Origin of the sequence: Cupriavidus sp. WKF15 (assembly GCF_029278605.1) — a bacterium.
Lineage (GTDB): Bacteria > Pseudomonadota > Gammaproteobacteria > Burkholderiales > Burkholderiaceae > Cupriavidus.
The window spans coordinates 216,029-235,803 of record NZ_CP119574.1 but is presented as its reverse complement, the minus strand read 5'-3'; the positions used below and the strand labels follow the sequence as shown (position 1 = coordinate 235,803).

Here is a 19,775-nt window from a genome sequence, read left to right as displayed (position 1 = left end):
AGGCTCGCGAAGTAGGTTCGTTGCAGGGTGCGTTGAATGCGTCAGGTGCGAGCCATCATTGGAGCATGCTGATGGGTCCAGGCCAGAAGACAACGGATCGCTACCTCGATGACCTCGCCATAGGCGAAGTCTGGTGTTCGAAACCCATCCCCATTTCTGGGGACGACATCAGGGCATTCGACCTCGCTTGCGGGGCATTGCAAGGAACCTTCGTCAACGTCGCCAAGGCGAATCAAGAAGCCGAGGAGGAGATCGTTGCGAGCGGCTGGCATCTGATTGCCATCGCCATGCGTGAGTTTGTACGCGCGCAAACGCTGGGGACCACACCAATCATAGGCATGGGCGCGGACGAGATTCGATGGCTAAAGCCCGTGCGCCCGGGTACGACCCTAACGTTCCGGCGCGAAATCATCGACCTACGACGCTCTTCATCGAAGCCAGACCGCGGGGTCGTGACGACAAAACTGCTGGCAGAGGACCAGATCGGCGACATCGTATTGGAAATGAAAGTCTTGACACGAGTGCCGGTACGCGCTTGAGCACCATCCCAAGTTTGCTGAATCTGCCTCGGCATCCGTTCAGCAAGGAAATTCCCTAAACCATTTACCTATAACGGAGTGAGTATGAGACAAGGTCATTTCAGCATCCCCCCCATGGAACGCGTCTACTTCGGGCGCCCATATATTGAGGTCGTGCTTGAGGAGGTGGAGAGGCTGGGCGCCCAGCGAGTATTCCTGCTGGTCAGCAACACGCTGCACAACAAGACTGACGAGATCGACAAGTTGAAGGCCGCCCTGGGAGAGAAGTTCGCGGCAATTTATGACGACATCCCCGCCCACATCCCGCGTGACGCGGTGCTGCGGGGAGCCGCCGTGGCGCGTGCTGCGGATGCGGACTTGATCGTATCCGTTGGCGGCGGTTCTATAACCGACGCGGGCAAAAACATTGCACTCTGCCTAGAGCACAATATTACGGAGCTGGATCAGTTTGAACCGTTCCGGCTCAAGACTGACCCGCTGACCGGTATCGTCGATGCGCCGGCTTTCCGTGGTCCCTCCGTGCGTCAGATCGCTGTGCCCACCACGCTTTCTGGTGGTGAATTTCATCAGAGCGGGGGGTCAAACGATCCAGTGAAGCACCTGAAGCAGAGCATCCGCCACCCACTGATGATTCCACGCACGGTGATTTTCGATCCCGCGTTGACGCTGCACACTCCGCTTGGGCTTTGGTTGTCTACCGGCATGCGTTCTGTCGATCATGCCGTCGAGTCGTTCTACTCTCCTTTCGGAAGTCCTTTTGTAGATGGCACGGCCCTGCAGGCACTGCGTATCCTGCCGGAGGCGCTGAAGCGGACAAAGTCGAACCCGGAGGACCTCGAGGCGCGCGCGCAGGCGCAGGCGGGCATGTGGTTGTCTCAGATGGGTATGTGGTCGCTCGTCCCCATGGGGGCCAGCCATGGAATCGGTCATGTGTTGGCTGGAACGGCAGGCGTTCCGCACGGACATTGTACTTGCGTGACGCTTCCGGAGATCCTGCGCTTCAACAAGCCGGTGACTGAAGCGAAGCAGAAGCTCATCAGCGAGGCGCTCGGTGACCCCAAGCGCGAAGCAGCAGATCTGGTCGCCGACTTGATTAGCTACCTTGGAATGCCGGATCGTCTCCACAAGGTTGGGGTAACTCCTGACAAGTTCGAGCTAATTGCGAAGAACGCTATGCTCGACCGCTGGGTGCATAGCAATCCGCGCAAGCTAACAGGGTCGGAGGAAGTCCTGGAAATCCTGAACGCGATCGCCTGATAACAGTGGAGAATTGGACCGGATACGGTTCGGTCCGACCACACACTATTGCCAACGCAGAGCTAACCACTCGCGTTGGCTGCGAAGCGAGGAGACAGAATGTTTGGCTGGTATAAAAAGGTCAGTCAGCGGGAGCAGCGTACCTTCTGGGCGTGCTTTGCTGGTTGGGCGCTAGACGCAATGGATGGGCAGTTGTACGCCGTAGCAATTCCCACGCTGATTGGCATTTGGGGACTGACCACCGGTGAGGCCGGAATTCTGTCGACCGTCGCACTGATTAGCTCAGCATGCGGTGGCTGGCTGGCGGGATTGCTCTCCGATCGCTTTGGACGCGTCCGCGTGCTACAGGCGACGATTCTTTGGTTCTCCTTCTTCACATTGCTAAGCGGTTTGACGAACTCGTACGAGCAACTCTTGGTTGTCCGCACCCTGCAGGGCTTCGGGTTCGGTGGCGAGTGGGCGGCCGGCGCGGTATTGATGGGGGAGGTGATTCAAGCGAAGTACAGAGGCAAGGCTGTCGGCTTAGTTCAGGGCGGATGGTCTGTTGGCTATGGCGCCGCAGTGGTCCTCTACAGCGTCATCTTCTCTCTTGTTCCAGCCGCCATTGGATGGCGCGTGCTGTTCTTTATCGGCGTGCTTCCGGCCTTCCTGGTCTTTGCGGTGCGCCGTTACGTCGAAGAGCCGGATGTGTACATAGCCACCCGCAAGGCCATTGCGGCAGGAGCGGCACCGGCACGAGCGCGTGAGTTGTTCTCAACGCAACACCTGAGAACCACTGTGCTTGCGTCACTGCTGGCTACGGGCGTACTGGGCGGAAACTATACGATCTTGACGTGGCTACCTACCTATCTCAAGCTGACCCACGGGCTGTCCGTTTCCAACACCGGAATCTATCTGCTTGTAAATATATGCGGATCATTCCTGGGATACATGGTGAGCTCGAATCTGAGTGACAAGTTTGGCAGACGGCCGACATTCGTAGTCTTCGCGATACTGTCTACGATCACCGTGCTTGCCTACATGTATCTGCCGCTTGAGTCGTTCAGCCTGATGGCCCTCGGTGCGGTACTCGGGTTCAGTCAATCCGGATGCTTAGGCGGCATGGGCGCATTCTTCACAGAACTGTCCCCATCGCGCATTCGCGGGACTGCCCAAGGGTTCAAGTACAACGTAGGTCGAGGAATCGGCGGTTTGTGTCCGGCGCTGGCAGGTCTCCTATCGACTCAGATCGGACTTGGCGAAGCCATTGCAGTCTTGGCTGCGGGGGCCTACGCGATGGTGGTCATCGTCACAGTCAGTCTGCCGGAGACACGTGGAAAGGAACTTCAAGTGTACTCATGAGAGCATTCCTCTACTCGCTTGAGGGCGGAGGCAAACACCTTGACGAAAGGATGACGGCGATAGCCCTACAGCGAGATGGTCGTTCGATCAACGTGTCTGGGGATTGGAATGGTTTTGAAGGTCGACTATGTTGACGCCGGTGTGGCTGTCATCACGTTTGACAACCCACCAGTAAATAGTCTGTCGAGCAAGCAAAGGGCCTTGTTCTCCGAAGCGCTCCAGCGAATCGCGGAACGCCACGATATCAAAGTGGTCGTGGTAACCGGTGGCGCTTTGCCATTCTGTGGGGGCGCGGAGATCCGGGAATGCAACACCCCTGCGCAAATACAGGCACCGATGATGCATGACCTTGTTGAGATCTGCGACGCATACGAGAAGTGCATTGTTGCGGCGATCGATGGATACGCCCTTGGTGCGGGCCTTGAATTGGCGCTTGCAATGCACTACCGCATTGCGACACCGGACGCCAGGTTGGCACTCCCAGAAGTGAATTTCGGCTTTTTGCCACGGGCTGGAGGTACGCAGCGTCTGCCAAGGTTGATCGCGATGGAGAAGGCAGCTCGCATGATGCTTACCGGGGCCGCTGTCACAGGGCATGAAGCGGAGGAATTGGGCCTAGTCGACGAAGTGGTACAAGGCGATGTAGTTGATGGCGCGCGAAGGTTTTCCCGGCGCTTTATTGAACTGGGAGTTCCCCCACGCCGGACAAGAGACCTGCCCGTGAAGGTTGATAGCGTGCACGTCCAGGAACTGTTTGCGGGACTGCGTGCCGATGTCCTCCGGACGTTTCCGGAGGATAACGGGAGGCAATTCATGATCGATTGCTGTGAGGCGACAACAAAGCTCACCTTCGAAGAAGGCCTGCGAGTCGAACGGGAGCGATACCTCAATTTGATGCTGCTACGCAGGATCGGGGGAATGGCAGTGGATCCCTTCGTAGTCTCGGATCTGAGCAGCCTTGATCTCGGCTAGACATCGACTCGGAGGCGCTGGCGAGTCGAAATATCGGAGATAGTCCACTCTCACGCCCCACCGATCGGCTTTGCTGAGCGGGCCGCCTCGGTTAGAAGACAAGGATAGGGTGGTGCCGGCATGACGAAGGAGGGCACAAGCCGGTGATGGACCCAGGGGCCGGGAGTTCATCGCAAGCAACAGAGAGGAAATTGGATTGCCGACGCGCTCTCTCACCCCCAGATGATATCGTCAACAGACTGGTACCTTCGCTGGTCTATGAAGGAGCCGTCATTCTGCCGAAAGGCATTACGTGTGTGTTTTGTTTACGTCCCGATTCGGCTTCCCTTGGCAGCAGCGGTGATCCATGCTCGTCGCAAACGCACTGGGTTTGGAAAGCATCCCATGGGGAGCAAACTTAAGACGGCGAAACTACTTGTGACGCGTGCCGAATCACGATCGATGTTCGAATGACCTATGTAGTACTGGGGCGCACTGGATCCGCACCGGTCCGAAAACGGAAGAATTGCAATGGTAATGGGCTATATTGAGGATTTCAAAGTGGGTGACTCGTGGGTTGGCACGACACTGACGCTGTCGTTAGAGAACATTGTCAGCTTCGGCCTTAAATTCGATCCACAGCCGTTCCATACCGATCCAGCGGTTGCACAGAAGTCTCCTTTCGGAGGCATTGTCGCAAGCGGTTGGCAGCTTGCCGCGATTGCTTCAAGACTCTGCCCGGATATCCCCATTGTTCCTGACAATCCCTTGACATCGATTGGCATCGATGAGTTGCGTTGGTTCAAGCCTGTGCGGGTGGGTGACACCGTGACTACTATGCACCAGGTCATTGATGTAGACAGGGCCCCGAACCTTCCGGAGATGGGTATCGTGCGCGTCAGGATCGATATGAAGAACCAACATGGCGAGCTCGTCATGCGGCTCGTCGGTCCGAATATGCTGCCCTCTAGGGCCACCGTAGCCGGGGAAACCGTCGGATAGTCAGGAGGTCGTTGTGATGGACGTAGGGACAAGGGCCGGGCCGGCCGAGTATGGATTCGAAGCGTGGCATCAATTCACATGCCAGAGCATATCCACTTCTGAATGCTGGCGGCGTCCTGGCGCCGATTTTCGCGCACGGGTAACGAGGCGACGCCTCGGGGCTTTGGAACTCAGTGAGGTGGCGTCCGATGCAACCGATGGCGTATCCATACGCCGTGGGATTACGGAGATCAAAAAGGACCCACGTGACCACTTCGTGTTCTATCTCCTCATGGACGGCCGTGTCGAACTGACGCAGTACGAGCGCCAAACCAGTGGGCAAGCAGGTGACCTGCTCCTGTACGACCAAGCGATGCCATTCTCGTTGAATCTATACCAGCATCATTCGATCTTGGTAAGCATTCCGCGAGAGTTGCTCGCTTCCAGATTACCGGACGCTGCGGATTTCGCTGCGCGCCGGATAGCTGGGACATCGCAACTCGGCGCACTGGTTAGTGACTCGCTACAACGGATGGCAAAGCTTGATGCCTCAGGCACTGCCATCGTAGAGCATCGATTGGCGACGTCGTTGCTGGATCTTGTTTCCGCGGCTTTGGAAGCAGAGCTTGCAGATGAGCGGGCGTTGCGCACGCCGCATCGCGGGCTCATGTCTCAAGTGCAACGCTATATCATCGCACACATTCAGGAGGCGGATCTCGACATCGATCGCATTTCCGCCGCTCACCATATCTCCCCGCGGACTTTGAATCGCCTCTTCGCTGCAGAAGGGACGACACCGATTCGGTGGCTGTGGAAGATGCGTCTTTCCACCAGCTACCGGACCTTGTCGGAAGGTCATGTGACAAGCGTTACTGAGGTAGCGTTCCGGCTGGGATTCAGCGATGCGTCGCATTTTAGCCGTGCGTTCAAGCGAGAGTTCGGTGTGCTGCCATATGAAGTCTTGCGCAGATCACGATCCAGGGCGCAATAGAGGGCTCATCTTCTGAATTTGCGGCGGTACCCAGAAGTCGCTGAATGTGGCAATCGTAGTCCATCAAGATGGCCGCCTCAGTCAAGCATCCCGGAGTCAGAGTGGATAGTCTGTGATTGATCGAATTCCCTCTCACAAGGCGATCCACCATGAGCAACATTCATCAAACTCGGTCCGATTTGTGCGACCTGTCGCTTGCTGCAGCCGCTCAGGCAATAGCGACAGGTACGCTCTCCGCTACCGACTACGCCACTGCGCTGCTCCAGAATGCGCGCCTTCATGTTGACCTGAAAGCGTTCATCACGCTGGATGAGGACTACGTTCTGGAAGCTGCCCACAAGGCGGACCTGGAACGCCAGGCCGGCATTATGCGCGGACTACTGCACGGCGTACCCATTGCCGTCAAAGACAGCATCAATACTCAAGACCTGCCGACATCTATTGGCACGAGCGTGCTTGCAAATTTTAGGCCGGCAGAGGACGCCGTAGTCGTCAAGGCGATGCGCAGCGCCGGTGCCATTGTCTTTGGCAAAAGTAACCTCGTCGAGATGTCCTATGGGCTCACGGGACTGAATGCACACTACGGGCAAGTGAAGAACCCATATGACCTCGAACGTATAACGGGGGGCTCATCAAGTGGCGCAGGGGCTGCGGTCGCCGCTCGTATTGTTCCTGCAGCGTTGGGTGGCGACACTGTCGGCTCGATTCGTGTGCCATCTTCGTTGTGTGGCGTGGTCGGCTTTCGGCCGTCAACGGGCCGTTGGCCGGCAGCAGGTGTTGCGCCGATCTCCGACACTCTCGACACCGCCGGACCAATGGCCAGAACGGTCGAGGACTGCGCGATCTTGGACGCGATTGCCACTGGCGAGGTGTGGCACCCCCGCGCGCCCGCCGCAGGGCTCAAAGGGCTCCGATTCGGCTATGCGCCGAAACAGCATCTCGATCTTGTCGATTCGGATGTCGAGTCGTGCTTTTCGAGAGCGCTTGCTGCGCTGAAGGAAGCTGGAGCAGAGATTGTTGAAGTTGACATGGGTGCAGACTTTCATGCACTGGCATTCAAGGCGAACTGGCCGATCTTTGCCCGAGAAACGCGCCCGTCCGTCACGGGTTTCCTCGCGGTGCACGGTACTGCGGCAACATTCGAGGAAATCTATGAGGGCCTAGGTACCGGTATCAAATCTGTCTGGGCCAATAGTGTCCTGCTCGATGCACCGGGCTCTGTTTCAGTGCAAGACTACTACGCTTCGGTGAATCTTCATCGTCCAGCGTTGCAACAACGCTTTGCACAAGTCTACCGCGAGTACTGGCTTGATGGCTTGATTTTTCCGACCACGCCAACCGTCGCACCGCCGATCGCCTCGCACGCACAGTTTGACGTGGCTGGCCATGCCGCAAACCGCATCACGCTTGCACGGAACACGTTTCCTGGCAGTTGCGCCGGCTTGCCCGGGATCTCAATTCCGATTGGTCTTTCACCGGCAGGCCTCCCTATCGGCATGGAGATCGATGGGACACGGAACGGCGACGTGGCGCTGCTGGAAGCGGCCGCCCGGATATTCGGTGTCCTCGGGCCTATCGCGGCTCCCAATCCTGCTTGATGCGAAATCCAGGCAATCGGGATACGGAGACAGTCCCAACGCCTCCTTCTACTAGAACTAATCAACTAGGAGCATCGTCATGTCAGTCGACACAGGCAACGCAAGACGCGCCGCGGCAGGCGCCTTCATTGGAACCACTATCGAATTCTATGACTTCTATGTGTACGCTACCGCGGCGGCACTTGTCCTTGGCCAGCTCTTCTTTCCTGGTGACAACGTCCATCTGAGCACGCTTGCAGCATTCGGTACGTTCGCGGTTGGATTCATCGCTCGGCCGCTGGCCGGAGTTGTCTTTGGACATCTGGGTGACCGACTTGGGCGCAAGAAAATGTTGCTGGTTACGATGGGAATCATGGGCGCCGCAACCACAGGCATTGGCCTGCTTCCCACATATGCGGCTATTGGGTATTGGGCGCCGGTAGGACTGATTGCGCTACGCCTCCTGCAAGGCATATCAGTGGGTGGAGAATGGGGCGGTGCCGTGTTGATGGCGAGCGAGAACGCGCCGGCCGGCAAAAAGACCTTCTATGCGTCCTTTGCTCAGCTTGGCAGTCCGGCGGGGCTCCTGCTAACCCTGATCGTGTTCAGACTTGTGTCGTTATTGAGCGAGCGTGAGTTCCTGGCGTGGGGATGGCGAATTCCATTTCTGGTTGGGAGCCTTCTGATGCTGGCGGGTCTGTACATTAGAAGTGGCGTGCGCGAATCTGCGGAGTTCGCAGCGGTCATAGCAAGTCGGGATACGGCGAGGTTTCCCATCGCTGAAGTTGTACGTGATAGTTGGAGAGAGATCGTCTGTGCTGCGCTCGCAGTTACGATCGGAACGGCCGGCTTCTTCTTTACCAATACGTTCATGATCAGTTACGTGACCCAGTATCTCGGTATCTCACGCGCGGTCATTCTCGATTGCCTGTTCGTGGTGACGATTGCACAGTTCGTCTCGCAACCCGCCTCAGCATGGCTCGCCCAAAAGGTGGGGGAGACGCGCTTTCTGAAAGCAGCAGCCGGGCTGTGCATCCTCGCACCATATCCAATGTTTTGGATGGTTTGCACAAAGAACGTCTATCTGATGACAGCAGGAATTGCGTTAAGCGTGGTGCTTCTTTCTGCCGTCTATGCAGTCATTGCCGGCTACATTACGCAGATCTTTCCAGCGCGTGTCCGATACTCCGGCATTTCCTTGTCGTATCAGTTGTGTAGTGCGCTGGCCAGTGGAACTGCGCCCGTGGTTGGTGCGCTGCTGGCCGAGCGCTACGCCGGGCAATGGACGCCACTCGCGATTTTCTTCAGCCTCCTTTCTGTGCTGTCGCTACTGGGAATTTGCGGACTCGCCAAGCTAAACAAGGGGCGTCACCTGGTAGACGCGGACGAACCGGTTGCACAGCCAAAATTCTCCTGAGGCTAGTTTGTTTCCATCTGTTCGACCGGTCTGGCACGCCAAGGCACTGATGGCCGGGTTATCCGTCCATCGGTGCGCATGTCGTCTAATGTGTGGTTGGCTTTCGGAGCGGCTCTCGAGCGATGAACTGCCGTTGCCATTCAATGGGACTCGCTGATGGCCAATTTCCAATGTTTTGCCATATTGATTGTCATTCGTTTGCGCCCGCCACGACAATCAGGATGCTGGTTTGCGGATCGATTCCTCTAACCCGGTGCTGGATGTGTCCCGGAAACTGCGCGTAGTCGCCGCTACGCAAGACCAGCGTGTGTGCTTCCAGTTCAATTTCAACTGCACCGGAGAGCACAAAGAACATCTCTTCGCCGCCATGATAGGCACCCTTGTTCATACTAGACTCGGCATTCAGATGCACAATGAATGCCTCATATGGTGCATCGGCCTGTGCCCGAGAAAGTGCCGCATAGCGGTAACCACCTTCACTCGATGAACTGCTCAAGACTTGCCGGTCTGCCGCCCGCACGACATGCAAGCCATCGGTTCCTGCCGATTCCCCTAGTAACGTCGACACGCGAGTGTGCAGCGCCTCCGCAAGGCGAATCAGGGCAGCAATCGAAAGTGACTTTTCCCCTCGCTCAAAGCGAGAAAGGTGCCCCTTGCTTAGGCCTGTGCGCTCAGCGAGCTCATCCAGCGTCAGATTTTGTCGCCTGCGTGCGGCGCGTGCGTAATGGCCGGGGTGCGTTCCGGACGGCCTTGGCCCGTCGCCAGTGGGCTCTGTCGTCTCAGGCAGTACTTTGTCCCGCTGGTGCTTCGATGTTGTCCGCTTTGCTCGCGTTCGTTCAATTCTCGCCTTCATCCTGTAGCTCATGCCGCTCTTGTCGGTTTGTTTTTCACCCGGTTATTAGGGCATACCCTAAATCGAGACCGATTCATCCTAGCATCTTTCTGTGCTTGAACTCCTGTCGTCGTCGAGGTAAAGTTTTCCGATAGACAACTTTGTTGTCTATCGGGCGGAGGTGGGCAACGCTGCGGCATCGGGAGTCTCGCGCGAGGGCTTGAGGGGATTCGCGCTCGTCTCTTCAGTCTGTGTGTGCGGGGATCTTGCATCGCGAATTCGAGGCCGAAGGATCCTTTGCTCAGCGCTAGGGAAGTTTTGTTGAAACAACGAATGGAGGCTGCATGTGATGGTTCTTTACGACCACCCGTTATCGGGAAATTGCCACAAAATCAGACTGCTGTTGTCAATGCTCGCGTTGCCATATGAAACTAGGTTCACTGATGTAATCAATCATGCCACCGGGACGGAAGAGTTCGGACTCCTCAATCCTTTACGCCAGATTCCGGTACTGATGGACTGTGACTATGTCGTCCAGGACAGTCACGCCATCCTGGTATATCTCGCGGAGAAATACGGCCCGCACTGGAACGGTGTCGATGCACATGAGCGGGCTCGGGTAATGGAATGGCTGTCATTCTCTGCAAATGAGATTGGGAACAGTCTCCAGCCTGCGCGCGTCTACTATCTTCTCGATGAGATGATAGATATTGAGCGTGCGACGCACTCTGGACTTCGAGTCCTTAAACTCCTTGACGAGAGGCTGGCCATGCGAGATTGGCTCGCACTCGACCGTCCCACCATCGCGGATCTCGCGTGCTTCCCCTATGTCGCTCTCTCGCGCGAAGGCCGCATGCCCCTGGATGAGTTTGCCAACATATGTGGCTGGATCGAGCGTGTCATGGCGCTTCCAGGCTTCATTGAGATGCCCGGTTTAGCGAAGCCCGCTGCTGAGGACCGCCTGTAGATTTCGATATGCGTGGCTACTGTAGAGATTGCGATTGGCAACGGCATACCCACCACTGAGACAGGGACTTATGATGATAGATACGGAAAAACAGATTGTCACAGAACAGGCCACTGCGAGGATGGCGACCGGACTGGATTATGGACACTGGACCGTGCCTGAGAAATTAGCATTAACGTGCCGAATTCTCGCCGATCAGGGGCATTCAGAGACGCTTGCAGGTCAGATTAGCGTACGCTGCGACGACGGTACTTTTCTGACGACGCCAATGGCGGTCGGTTTCGACGAGATCGATGTGGATCGCATCCTGCGCTTGGATGCTGACATGAATGTTCTCGCTGGGAATGGAATCCCCAATCCGGCGATTCGCTTTCATATGTGGGTGTATCGGGCAAGGCCGGATGCTAACTGCATCGTGCATACACACCCGCCATATGTTTCGGCGCTCTCCATGATAGGAAGTCCGCTCCGGGTCACGCATATGGACGCGACCCCCTTCGCTGACGATTGCGGATACCTCGCCGACTGGCCCGGACTACCGATCGCGGACCAAGAAGGCGAGTTGATCGCCGCCGCCCTGGGTGCGCATCGCAGCGTTCTGCTTGCCAATCACGGCTTCTTGTGCGCGACTTCCTCGATTGAAGAAACTGCTTATCTTGCCGTCCTGATTGAGAAGGCAGCCCGGGACCAGCTCCGTGCTTTGGCGGCAGGGGAACTGCGAGAAGTCGATCCAGAACTCGCCCGCGAGTCCCATGATTTCCTCCTCTTGCCCAGCGTTGTGCGTGCAAGCTTTGCAATGTTTGCTAGGCGTCTGCTGCGCAGGGAGAGGCCGACCGTGTAACGCTCCATCGGCTAAGCGTTCTGGCAAGTGCGATGTTGGGGCGGCGCTTGCAATGTCCCGGCCACTAGATCTATCCAGTCGCCATCTGCAACGGGAGCTGTTTTGGCGAAGGATCGCCTCTTGCTGAACACACCTCGTGCATGAGCCGTGCAGGTAGGGTGCGGCGAGGCCCGCATCAAGTAAAGAAGCGGGGTTGTGTGGATTGACGCCTCTCGAGTCAAAACATATATTCCTCGAAAAAAGAATTTAGACGAAATGGTATCAAACCGCATTGCGGCTGCTGAACCAGCCGTGGAGGAGAAGTTATGCTTGATCAAGTAAGAGTAGAACGTGGCACGGTCCAGGATGTGGTGGCGCGCATCGAGCGCATGCCTATCTCGCGTTGGCATCTCAAGGCCCGCTTCATTATCGGCATTGCCACGTTGTTCGATGCCTTTGACAACCTCGCCATCGCGTATGTTTTGCCGGTTCTCGCGCCACAATGGCAGCTCAGTACGGGACAAATCGGTTTGCTCTTGTCGGCAAGTTTCTTTGGGCAGCTAGTCGCAGCGCTCTTTTTTGGCTGGTGGGCGGAACGCATTGGCAGAAAGCGAGCTTTGACGGGGTCAATCCTGATCTATTCTCTGTTGAGCCTTGCCTGCGCCTTTGCGTGGGACTTCAAGTCTCTGCTGCTGCTGCGTACTCTGCAGGGCTTCGGGATCGGGGGGGAGGTTCCAGTGGCAATGACATATATTTCCGAACTGTCTCGTACCCACGGGCGCGGTCGCTTCGTTTTGCTATATGAGCTAGTTTTTCCTGTTGGGCTGCTTGCTGCAGTGCTTGTCGGTGCGTGGATCGTGCCGGACATCGGCTGGCGATGGCTCTTTGTCATCGGGGCGCTTCCTGCCCTGCTTGTCTTTATGCTGCGGAGACTTCCGGAGTCGCCGCGCTGGCTCGCGAGCAAGGGCAGATTTGCGGAGGCCGATGCAGCGCTGAATACAATCGAAAAGGCCATTGAGAAGGCAACTGGGAAGTCTTTGCCAGCGGCACAGCCCATCCCTTTAGCCATCGAGCGGTCCGCCTCGTTGGCTGACCTGTTTGGACCGCAGTATCTCCGCCGTACCCTCACGAGTTGGGTCATCTGGAGCACGTGCTATTTCTGTACTTATGGTCTTCTCGTTTGGCTTCCAAGCATCTACCGAAACGTCTTTCATCTCGGCGTCAGCGATGCATTGATCTACAGCGTTGCGACGCAGGCAGTCGGGCTGGTTGGGTGTCTGGTCTGCGCTTTGTCGATTGATATGACCATGCGCCGAACTGCATTTGGTGTCGCTTTCTTTGGTGCCGCTGTCTCGTTCCTCTGGATCTGGTTTGTGAATCCCACATCCGCAACGACCCTTATGATCGTCGGATCCATTGCGAACTTCTTTGTCGCCTATATCGCGATCGGGGTTTATCTCTATACAACGGAAATCTATCCAACGCGGTCTCGTGCAATTGGACTTTCGGCCAGTGCGTTCTGGGCCCGCGTCGCCGGATTCGTCGGGCCGAACGTGATCGGGGGAACGATCATAACTTGGGGGCTTGGGTCGGTATTTCTCGGCTTGGCTATGGCCGCTGCCTTCGCCGCCGTGGTGTCTTGGCTCTTTGTAAGTGAAACGCGGTTCCGGATGCTTGAGGAAGTCTCTCCCTAACCACCCACGCACGTTCTTGTCGGTCCCAGACTTGTTGCGCGCCCGCAGCAGAGGGCGCTTTCTTAAGCTCAGGAGTTGTCATGCAAATCAAGGCTTCCACGCTCAGCGCGGAACAAACCTACCGGTTGCTTACCGGCATCGTGGTACCTCGTCCCATTGCTTGGGTAACCAGTGTCTCGGGCGACGGTGTCGTCAATCTGGCCCCATTCAGCGCCTTTACCTTTGTCTCGGCGGAGCCACCAATGCTGGCCATTAGCATTGGCCGTAAAGGCAATGTGTACAAGGACACTGCGCAGAACATTCTGAACAACGAGGAGTACGTCATCCATATAGCCGACTCTACGCTAATGTCCGCCGTACATGACAGCTCGGCTGAACACCCGCCAGAGGTCAGTGAAGTTCATGAGTTGGGGCTCGAAACGCTACCGAGCACACATATCGCGGTACCACGGCTAGCCCTTCCGCCCATTGCGATGGAGTGCCGCTTCCGGCAATGCTTGGAGTTCGGCGACAGCCGCAGCCGTCTGATTGTTGGCGAGGTACTGACGTTCCACATCCGCGACGGTCTGCTAGATGGGGACAAGATCGACACCAGGGAACTGGATCCGCTTGCTCGCGTAGCCGGTCCGCGTTATGGGCGCCTCGGGGACATCGTTATGGTACAAACCGCGTCGCAGCTTCCGCGCGGGAGTGGCCAATAGGCCGAGACTAGCAAGTAGGATATCCCCTTGCTTCCAGGCTGCGCGGTAGCAAGGGAGAGGAGCCGAGGGCAGGGGGCGGCGGGCGAGCGTAATTGAGGGCAAGAATCCCTGTGCCTATAATACGGAACCGCCAACGCAGCTCATTGATATGGATAGTCCTCCAGTAAAACGGGGCCGGAAGCGCGCGCAGGGGCGCCCGCACAAAAACGAGTCGACTTCGGGACGTGAGACCTTGATCGCCGCAACGCGAAAGCTCATGAAGTCAGTTCCCCCGGCTGAGATCAGTCGACTCGACATTGCGCGCGCCGCCGGATGCGATCCTGCCCTGGTTCGGTACTACTTTGGAAGCAAGTCGAAACTGATTGAGGCCGCTGTTCTGGAGGCTAGTGCAGAATTGCGTGATAGGCAGGCGGCCGGATTTGCGCGGGCTCGGACTCCCCGTGCGAAAATCAAGGCTCGAATCACTGGCCTTCTGGAAGTGTTCTATGACGATCCTTCCTTCTATCACCTGGCCCTCGAGCGCATCATCCATGGCAAGTCTCGCGAGGTGCTCGATATGCGTCACGACCTCATGTATGGTGCCGTTGATGCGCTGGAGGAAGCAATCAATGAAGGCGTCGCCACAGGTGAATTTCGTAGATTCGATCCTCGTCATCTGTTTCTCGCCATGGTCGGGGCGTGCGGATATCCGATGTCCGAACGTGCGGTATTCGCGGAGTTGATCGGCAAGGAGCCAACGCGCGCGGATCTAGAGGCTTACACCAGCTCAATTGTGGATCTCTTTCTAGGGGGGCTCGAAACTAGGCCGCCAGCACGACGGCGTGCGGCAACGGCACCGAAGGCGACGTAATGCGAGATTTGTGTGCGGCAGCCGGATGCGCGAAACGGCGAGATGCCTAGTGGGATCAGAGATTTCACAACAATATGCTGCGAAGCGTTCCGCGCGGAGTACCCAGTACTACTGTGTTAAAAAGTTAGCGAGGCGGTGCTCGATGCAGTGTGCGGTTACAAGCTGGAGCGAATCAGCCGGCGTGGATTCGCCGGAGGCGCTGATTATTGACGATACCGGCTTTCCGAAAAAGGGGTAAGCAAGACAACTGCCAAGTCACGGTCAGCGCGAACGCCTGGCGGCGCAGAAAAGGCTCCAGCTCATCGGTTACTCGGCGAGGGATCTACTTTATCCGAAGGTTTCCGGCCCCGCGGCACCCCTGCGTAAGCAGCATCACGGGCAGATTCTATCGCCACGCTGCGATTTGGCTGCCCACACTGCTTACCCGCCTTGAACGGCACCCGTGCTGCGGTCGGAAAACCAACACAGTAGTCCTAGAAGATATGGCGGATACCAATTGCTGTACCGAACTGACTATCCTTGCCTATACCCAGTTGATAAGCACTACTACCTGCAGTCGCAGAAACACCACCCAAACCAAGAGCCGCATGCTTCGAATAGGCGGTGGTCAAATAGACATTAGTGCGCTTTGAGAAAGCATAGCTGCTCATAAGGCTGACCTGGTATGGATTGGCCGGCGAGCTGGCGGTGCCACTGAACGTCGCTTGTACTGTATGTACCTTGGCATAGTAATACGCAAGCATGAAATTCAAGGCTGAGGTTGCCTGGTAGTTCACGCCGGCCCAGAGGAAGTCATCGCGATAGGCCGTTGCACCGTTCGAATAGTCATTCTTGCCCCATCGGTAGCCTCCGAAGATCCGGATCTGTCCTAGATTGTAGCCAGCGGCAATTGCGGCTTTCCGGAACTTCCCGATTCCGGGGTCGCCAAGCGTCGAGGCAGTCGGGTTATATTGGTCGTATGCGACGGTAACGCCGAAGTCTCCGCCCGAATAGTCCAGCGCGGCACCATACCCCGCGTTGGCACGGATCGAACCAGGGGTCTCCCCGCTTCCAAATACACCGTTTCCGAACGTCCAGTTCGCCCTTGCGGTAAGCGCGCCGAATTGCCCCTCGTAGCTCACGGTATTGTCCGAGCGGAAATTCAGACCGGTCATGAGCGTAATCGGTTCATACATTGGCGCGTACGCGCTTGGCGAGTAGTTGGCGAGTCCACGGAAGAACGCTGTGTATTGACGGCCGAAGGTAAGCTGCCCGAGTCTGGAGCTCTTCAAGCCCACAAAAGTCTGTCGATCGTAAAGACGGGAGGCATTGAATTGCGTACCCGTGTCTACATTGAATCCGCTCTCGATCGTGAAGACGCCGCTGAGCCCTCCCAGGTCCTCGATACCCCGAATGCCCCAGCGATTGCTCGCGAATCCCCCGCTACCTACTCTGAAAACGCTGCCCGATGCGCCGGCAACACCGCCATGATTGTTTACGTACTCTACGTTTGAATCAACTACGCCATACAGCGTCACACTGGACTGTGCGTTTGCACATTCAACAAACAGTCCCATTGCCGCCAACAGAAACGCCGACCTCTTCATCCTCACTCCTCCTAATGTTGACATTGTCTTTGCTTGGGAGCTTCTTCCCAGCATGAACCGCTATGCAGCTTGATGGCCCCCCCAACCACCGCGCGCAAGATGAACCATTCCCAGATCACACCTTCGTGCAGGAAATCGCATCAACAAGTCTGCTGATCTCACGATCCCACGGGACAAAGGCTTGGCCAAGAACACGGCGCAACTGTTCAGCTTGTTTGGTCTCGCAAATCTGGTGCTTGCCTAGAGGCAGTTGATGGGCAGCCCTGGGAGCAGTCCGTGCTGAGCGCGCAAGGCGCCAGGAAAGGCGCGAGCCCCGAGAGAAGCAGGCTTGAATCGGCCTATGTCTCTCGCATTGCGAAAGCGGCGGTCATTGGCATGTGCGACATCAAGCGCAAACTCAGTGATCAGCGCTTCCCTAGGCTGCTCGCGGCATGTCGTCTTCGGATTTGTTTAGTAGGTCGCAGCACCGAGGTGCTTACACTCCTCCGGCTCCCTAACGACCCTATAGCCGGACCGGATCAGTGCATCTCGAATCATCAGTGCTTCCTGGTCCGAGAACGCTGTACGCGGCAATCTGGCGTAAGGGTTCGGAACCTTCCCCGTCAACCATGCAGCAAGCTTGTAGCGGTGGGGAAAGCGCCAGAAGGACAAGCTCGTCGTGCCATGCCTTCCCCGCACCGCTTCCGTGGCCGGCTCAATTCGCTTCTGGATAGCAAACGCTTCGTTGAGATCGCCGCGTTTTACCGCCTTGTAGATCTCCACGTCTTCGCGCCCCCGCCAGGAGGCTGCGCCGTTGAAATTGCCTTCGGCCCCATTGACCAGGCACTCCACCAGTCCTTCGTCGCCGGCCCGTAGCGGGCAAATGTGCCTACCGGTCGCGGCTTCAACTTCCTGCATGCTCCAGACGAGCTGCTTCATGAGCCCGAGATCTTCGCCAGCATAGAACTTCCATGCGGCGATGTTGCGGCACGCAAGCGAAATTTCCTTAATCACTGGTACCGGAACGCCGAACATCATGGCGATGATGGGAATATCGAAGGCCTTGTCTAGCGTCTTATACAAATTGACGAAGTCCTCCATGTTGTCCCCTTCCGGCCAGGGATGGAGGTAAAGCACGTCAGCTCCGGCTTCGATCACCTTCTCGGCCTCTTTGATCAAGTCCCATGTCCACTGGCCGTTCCGAGCCTCGACCTTGCCGGTCACCGGAATTCTGCCTCGAGCTTCCTCTTTGGCAATCTGCATCAACCGGATTGTCTCTTGACGAGACAATCCTTCGACCTCGTTGGGATCGATGCCCGCAATCTCTAACAGCATGAGATCCCTCACAAGTGACCGGAAGGCGTCCTCGTCAATCTCCTGACAGGTGCGATCGGTGAACGGAATGACGGTGGCCGGATAACACCCGGACCAGTCCAATCCCATCGGACCATTGCCAGCCGGCTTTCCCCACTTGTTCGTTGTCACGTTTGCTACCGCATCCATTGGACTCGTCTCCAGGAAATGTTAGTTCGTTCGATCCATGCTTCACCCCACATCTGGTCGGGCAACAGCGCGGCGTACATCTCCCGCGACATCCGTTTCCGGCAGATGAGATTTACATTATTCCTTCGAAAGGGAATTGGCAATTCCCACGAAAAGGAATTATCATGGCATCGCGACTTACGGTAATCCCGTAGCAGTCAGGCGCTACAACCTGCGACGGTGCCTTCGGAGCGGCGGGCGAATCCCTCGGGTGTGGTGGCGCGATCCAAGCCACTGGGACGCACCAAGCTGGTTCCGGTAGCGAAAAGACGCTCGTGATCAAGGGTGGTTCGCCAATCGCGGCATAGAAGGTGTGTGGTGCCACGTTAGACCTACGAGTTCGACCTGGCCTAACGCAGGATGGGAGGCATCTGTGGGGGCACGGACTTGAAAGTTCAACACGTTGGGAGCCATGGACGTCTGACCAACAACGCTGGGGTGATACGGAAGGTCTGGTGTTCTCCTCCTTCCAGGCGGCACGCATCTCAGCCAGTATCTACACATGACTCGGGGCCCAGGAGAAGCGGCTTCTTGGTCCCTGGTTTGGCGACCAGAAGCACCTCGCAATCTTCAAGACGGAATTCGCTAAGCAGAGGGGCGCTGGATCCGGTCCCTCAATGTGGAATATCAAGCGTGACACGCTGGAGGTAAAAAGGCCATGACTGAACGCAAAGATGCACACATGTACCCACCTACCACTTCGCGTCTCAATGAGGCGTCTCTCTTCGAATGGATGAAGACGAACGTTGCGGACTTCAGCGGCCCAATGCAAGTGACGCAGTTCAGCACTGGCCAATCGAATCCAACCTATCGAATACAGACCCCGGCCCGTGACTATGTACTCAGAAGGAAACCGCCGGGGGAGGGACTGCTGAAGGGGGCCCACGCGGTAGATCGAGAAGCCCGTGTGATGAAGGCGCTTGAACAAGTGGGTTATCCCGTACCGCTCGTGTATGGCCTCTGTACTGACGAGTCCGTAATCGGCAGTTGGTTCTACGTTATGAACCTCGTCGATGGTCGGATCTTTTGGGATGCCAGCTTTCCGGAGATCGACAAAGCGGAGAGGCCGGAATACATGGACGCAATGAACGCCACGCTTGCGTCGTTACATCGCGTTGATTACATGTCAATCGGTCTCCAGGATTTTGGAAGGCCCGACAATTACATTTTGCGACAGGTCGGACGATGGTCTAAACAGTATCAATCCGATGAGTTGGCCGGTCGGCATCACGCCATGGATTCGCTTGTGGATTGGCTCCCTGCGCATGTGCCGACTGTCGACGATGCCGCAGTTCTGCATGGAGATTTCCGTGTCGACAACATGATTTTCCACCCGAAAGAGCCGCGTGTGATCGCGGTTCTTGACTGGGAGCTCTCAACCCTTGGAGATCCGCTCGCAGACTTTGCTTATCATGTGATGATGTACCGAATGCCGCGAGACATTCTGGGCGGCATCGCAGGCGTGGACCTCGCGCATGCCGGGCTCCCTGATGAGCAGGCCTATGTTCGCGCCTACTGCGACCGAACATCCAGGTCCGAGATTCGAGACCTCAACTTCTACATCGCATTCAACATGTTTCGGTTTGCGGCCATCCTCCATGGCATTAAAGGTCGAGCCGCTCGCGGTACTGCGACGAACGCAGATGCCGGAAAGGTGGGGAGTACGTTCTCTCGGGTGGCGGAACTTGCTTGGGAGCAAGCGAGGCGGGTAACTTGATCTGGCCTGGTTTCTGCGAAATCGAAAACGTGT

General features: G+C 56.8%; 17 protein-coding genes. 14 read left to right on the top strand and 3 right to left on the bottom strand.

The genetic code is table 11. The annotated features are described in order from the left end of the window. The first annotated feature begins 71 nt into the window (after positions 1–71). The 8 genes from CupriaWKF_RS31035 (at position 72) to CupriaWKF_RS31000 (ending at position 9,054) form a co-directional block, all read left to right on the top strand. The gene (locus tag CupriaWKF_RS31035; RefSeq protein ID WP_276103910.1) at positions 72–539 is read left to right on the top strand and encodes a MaoC/PaaZ C-terminal domain-containing protein; all 468 of its coding nucleotides are present in this window, start codon (positions 72–74) and stop codon (positions 537–539) included. A gap of 114 nt (positions 540–653) precedes the next feature. Further along, the gene (locus tag CupriaWKF_RS31030) at positions 654–1,796 is read left to right on the top strand and encodes an iron-containing alcohol dehydrogenase (protein ID WP_276103908.1); all 1,143 of its coding nucleotides are present in this window, start codon (positions 654–656) and stop codon (positions 1,794–1,796) included. A 99-nt stretch (positions 1,797–1,895) separates the two neighbouring features. Beyond that, the gene (locus CupriaWKF_RS31025) at positions 1,896–3,137 is read left to right on the top strand and encodes an MFS transporter (protein ID WP_276103907.1); all 1,242 of its coding nucleotides are present in this window, start codon (positions 1,896–1,898) and stop codon (positions 3,135–3,137) included. A gap of 108 nt (positions 3,138–3,245) precedes the next feature. Beyond that, a complete protein-coding gene (locus tag CupriaWKF_RS31020; RefSeq protein ID WP_276103906.1) occupies positions 3,246–4,109 on the top strand; it encodes an enoyl-CoA hydratase/isomerase family protein in 864 nt (287 codons plus the stop codon). A 516-nt stretch (positions 4,110–4,625) separates the two neighbouring features. Beyond that, the gene (locus CupriaWKF_RS31015; RefSeq protein ID WP_276103905.1) at positions 4,626–5,090 is read left to right on the top strand and encodes a MaoC/PaaZ C-terminal domain-containing protein; all 465 of its coding nucleotides are present in this window, start codon (positions 4,626–4,628) and stop codon (positions 5,088–5,090) included. 163 nt (positions 5,091–5,253) lie between these two features. After that, positions 5,254–6,060 carry a helix-turn-helix domain-containing protein gene (locus tag CupriaWKF_RS31010; RefSeq protein ID WP_276103904.1) on the top strand — a complete coding sequence of 269 codons (807 nt, stop codon included), beginning with the start codon at positions 5,254–5,256 and terminating at the stop codon, positions 6,058–6,060. A gap of 149 nt (positions 6,061–6,209) precedes the next feature. Continuing rightward, positions 6,210–7,658, top strand: coding sequence for an amidase family protein (locus CupriaWKF_RS31005; RefSeq protein ID WP_276103903.1), 1,449 nt, complete (start codon positions 6,210–6,212; stop codon positions 7,656–7,658). Between the two features lie 79 nt (positions 7,659–7,737). Then, the gene (locus tag CupriaWKF_RS31000; protein ID WP_276103902.1) at positions 7,738–9,054 is read left to right on the top strand and encodes an MFS transporter; all 1,317 of its coding nucleotides are present in this window, start codon (positions 7,738–7,740) and stop codon (positions 9,052–9,054) included. Positions 9,055–9,244: 190 nt separating this feature from the next. On the opposite strand, the gene CupriaWKF_RS30995 is transcribed toward CupriaWKF_RS31000, so the two are convergent. Continuing rightward, positions 9,245–9,919, bottom strand: coding sequence for an XRE family transcriptional regulator (locus CupriaWKF_RS30995; RefSeq protein ID WP_276103901.1), 675 nt, complete (start codon positions 9,917–9,919; stop codon positions 9,245–9,247). Between the two features lie 316 nt (positions 9,920–10,235). On the opposite strand from CupriaWKF_RS30995, the gene CupriaWKF_RS30990 reads away from it, so the two are divergent. From CupriaWKF_RS30990 to CupriaWKF_RS30970, 5 genes are all read left to right on the top strand, one after another. Next, entirely contained in the window at positions 10,236–10,853 is a 618-nt protein-coding gene (locus CupriaWKF_RS30990; RefSeq protein WP_276103900.1) for a glutathione S-transferase family protein, read from the top strand. Positions 10,854–10,923: 70 nt separating this feature from the next. After that, positions 10,924–11,694, top strand: coding sequence for an aldolase (locus CupriaWKF_RS30985; protein WP_346348642.1), 771 nt, complete (start codon positions 10,924–10,926; stop codon positions 11,692–11,694). Between the two features lie 305 nt (positions 11,695–11,999). Continuing rightward, positions 12,000–13,367: an MFS transporter gene (locus tag CupriaWKF_RS30980; protein ID WP_276103898.1), complete on the top strand. Its 1,368-nt coding sequence runs from the start codon at positions 12,000–12,002 to the stop codon at positions 13,365–13,367. A gap of 80 nt (positions 13,368–13,447) precedes the next feature. Then, the gene (locus CupriaWKF_RS30975; protein WP_276103897.1) at positions 13,448–14,068 is read left to right on the top strand and encodes a flavin reductase family protein; all 621 of its coding nucleotides are present in this window, start codon (positions 13,448–13,450) and stop codon (positions 14,066–14,068) included. Between the two features lie 256 nt (positions 14,069–14,324). Then, positions 14,325–14,918 (top strand): hypothetical protein, encoded by a 594-nt coding sequence (locus CupriaWKF_RS30970; RefSeq protein ID WP_276103896.1) that lies wholly within the window; start codon positions 14,325–14,327, stop codon positions 14,916–14,918. Between the two features lie 473 nt (positions 14,919–15,391). Here the strand turns inward: CupriaWKF_RS30970 and CupriaWKF_RS30965 are convergent, their stop codons facing one another. Both CupriaWKF_RS30965 and CupriaWKF_RS30960 read right to left on the bottom strand, forming a co-directional pair. Continuing rightward, a complete protein-coding gene (locus CupriaWKF_RS30965) occupies positions 15,392–16,504 on the bottom strand; it encodes a porin (RefSeq protein WP_276103895.1) in 1,113 nt (370 codons plus the stop codon). 450 nt (positions 16,505–16,954) lie between these two features. Next, entirely contained in the window at positions 16,955–17,986 is a 1,032-nt protein-coding gene (locus CupriaWKF_RS30960) for a dihydrodipicolinate synthase family protein (RefSeq protein WP_276103894.1), read from the bottom strand. A 697-nt stretch (positions 17,987–18,683) separates the two neighbouring features. Here CupriaWKF_RS30960 and CupriaWKF_RS30955 point away from each other — a divergent pair. Next, entirely contained in the window at positions 18,684–19,742 is a 1,059-nt protein-coding gene (locus CupriaWKF_RS30955; RefSeq protein WP_276103893.1) for a phosphotransferase, read from the top strand. Positions 19,743–19,775 lie beyond the last annotated feature (33 nt).

Bases quoted from the DNA above. Each gene is read 5' to 3' on its own strand.
- CupriaWKF_RS31035 (WP_276103910.1), top strand. From the start codon at position 72: ATGGGTCCAGGCCAGAAGACAACGGATCGCTACCTCGATGACCTCGCC.
- CupriaWKF_RS31030 (WP_276103908.1), top strand. From the start codon at position 654: ATGGAACGCGTCTACTTCGGGCGCCCATATATTGAGGTCGTGCTTGAG.
- CupriaWKF_RS31025 (WP_276103907.1), top strand. From the start codon at position 1,896: ATGTTTGGCTGGTATAAAAAGGTCAGTCAGCGGGAGCAGCGTACCTTC.
- CupriaWKF_RS31020 (WP_276103906.1), top strand. From the start codon at position 3,246: ATGGTTTTGAAGGTCGACTATGTTGACGCCGGTGTGGCTGTCATCACG.
- CupriaWKF_RS31015 (WP_276103905.1), top strand. From the start codon at position 4,626: ATGGGCTATATTGAGGATTTCAAAGTGGGTGACTCGTGGGTTGGCACG.
- CupriaWKF_RS31005 (WP_276103903.1), top strand. From the start codon at position 6,210: ATGAGCAACATTCATCAAACTCGGTCCGATTTGTGCGACCTGTCGCTT.
- CupriaWKF_RS31000 (WP_276103902.1), top strand. From the start codon at position 7,738: ATGTCAGTCGACACAGGCAACGCAAGACGCGCCGCGGCAGGCGCCTTC.
- CupriaWKF_RS30995 (WP_276103901.1), bottom strand. From the start codon at position 9,919: ATGAGCTACAGGATGAAGGCGAGAATTGAACGAACGCGAGCAAAGCGG.
- CupriaWKF_RS30990 (WP_276103900.1), top strand. From the start codon at position 10,236: ATGGTTCTTTACGACCACCCGTTATCGGGAAATTGCCACAAAATCAGA.
- CupriaWKF_RS30985 (WP_346348642.1), top strand. From the start codon at position 10,924: ATGATGATAGATACGGAAAAACAGATTGTCACAGAACAGGCCACTGCG.
- CupriaWKF_RS30980 (WP_276103898.1), top strand. From the start codon at position 12,000: ATGCTTGATCAAGTAAGAGTAGAACGTGGCACGGTCCAGGATGTGGTG.
- CupriaWKF_RS30975 (WP_276103897.1), top strand. From the start codon at position 13,448: ATGCAAATCAAGGCTTCCACGCTCAGCGCGGAACAAACCTACCGGTTG.
- CupriaWKF_RS30970 (WP_276103896.1), top strand. From the start codon at position 14,325: ATGAAGTCAGTTCCCCCGGCTGAGATCAGTCGACTCGACATTGCGCGC.
- CupriaWKF_RS30965 (WP_276103895.1), bottom strand. From the start codon at position 16,504: ATGAAGAGGTCGGCGTTTCTGTTGGCGGCAATGGGACTGTTTGTTGAA.
- CupriaWKF_RS30960 (WP_276103894.1), bottom strand. From the start codon at position 17,986: ATGGATGCGGTAGCAAACGTGACAACGAACAAGTGGGGAAAGCCGGCT.
- CupriaWKF_RS30955 (WP_276103893.1), top strand. From the start codon at position 18,684: ATGACTGAACGCAAAGATGCACACATGTACCCACCTACCACTTCGCGT.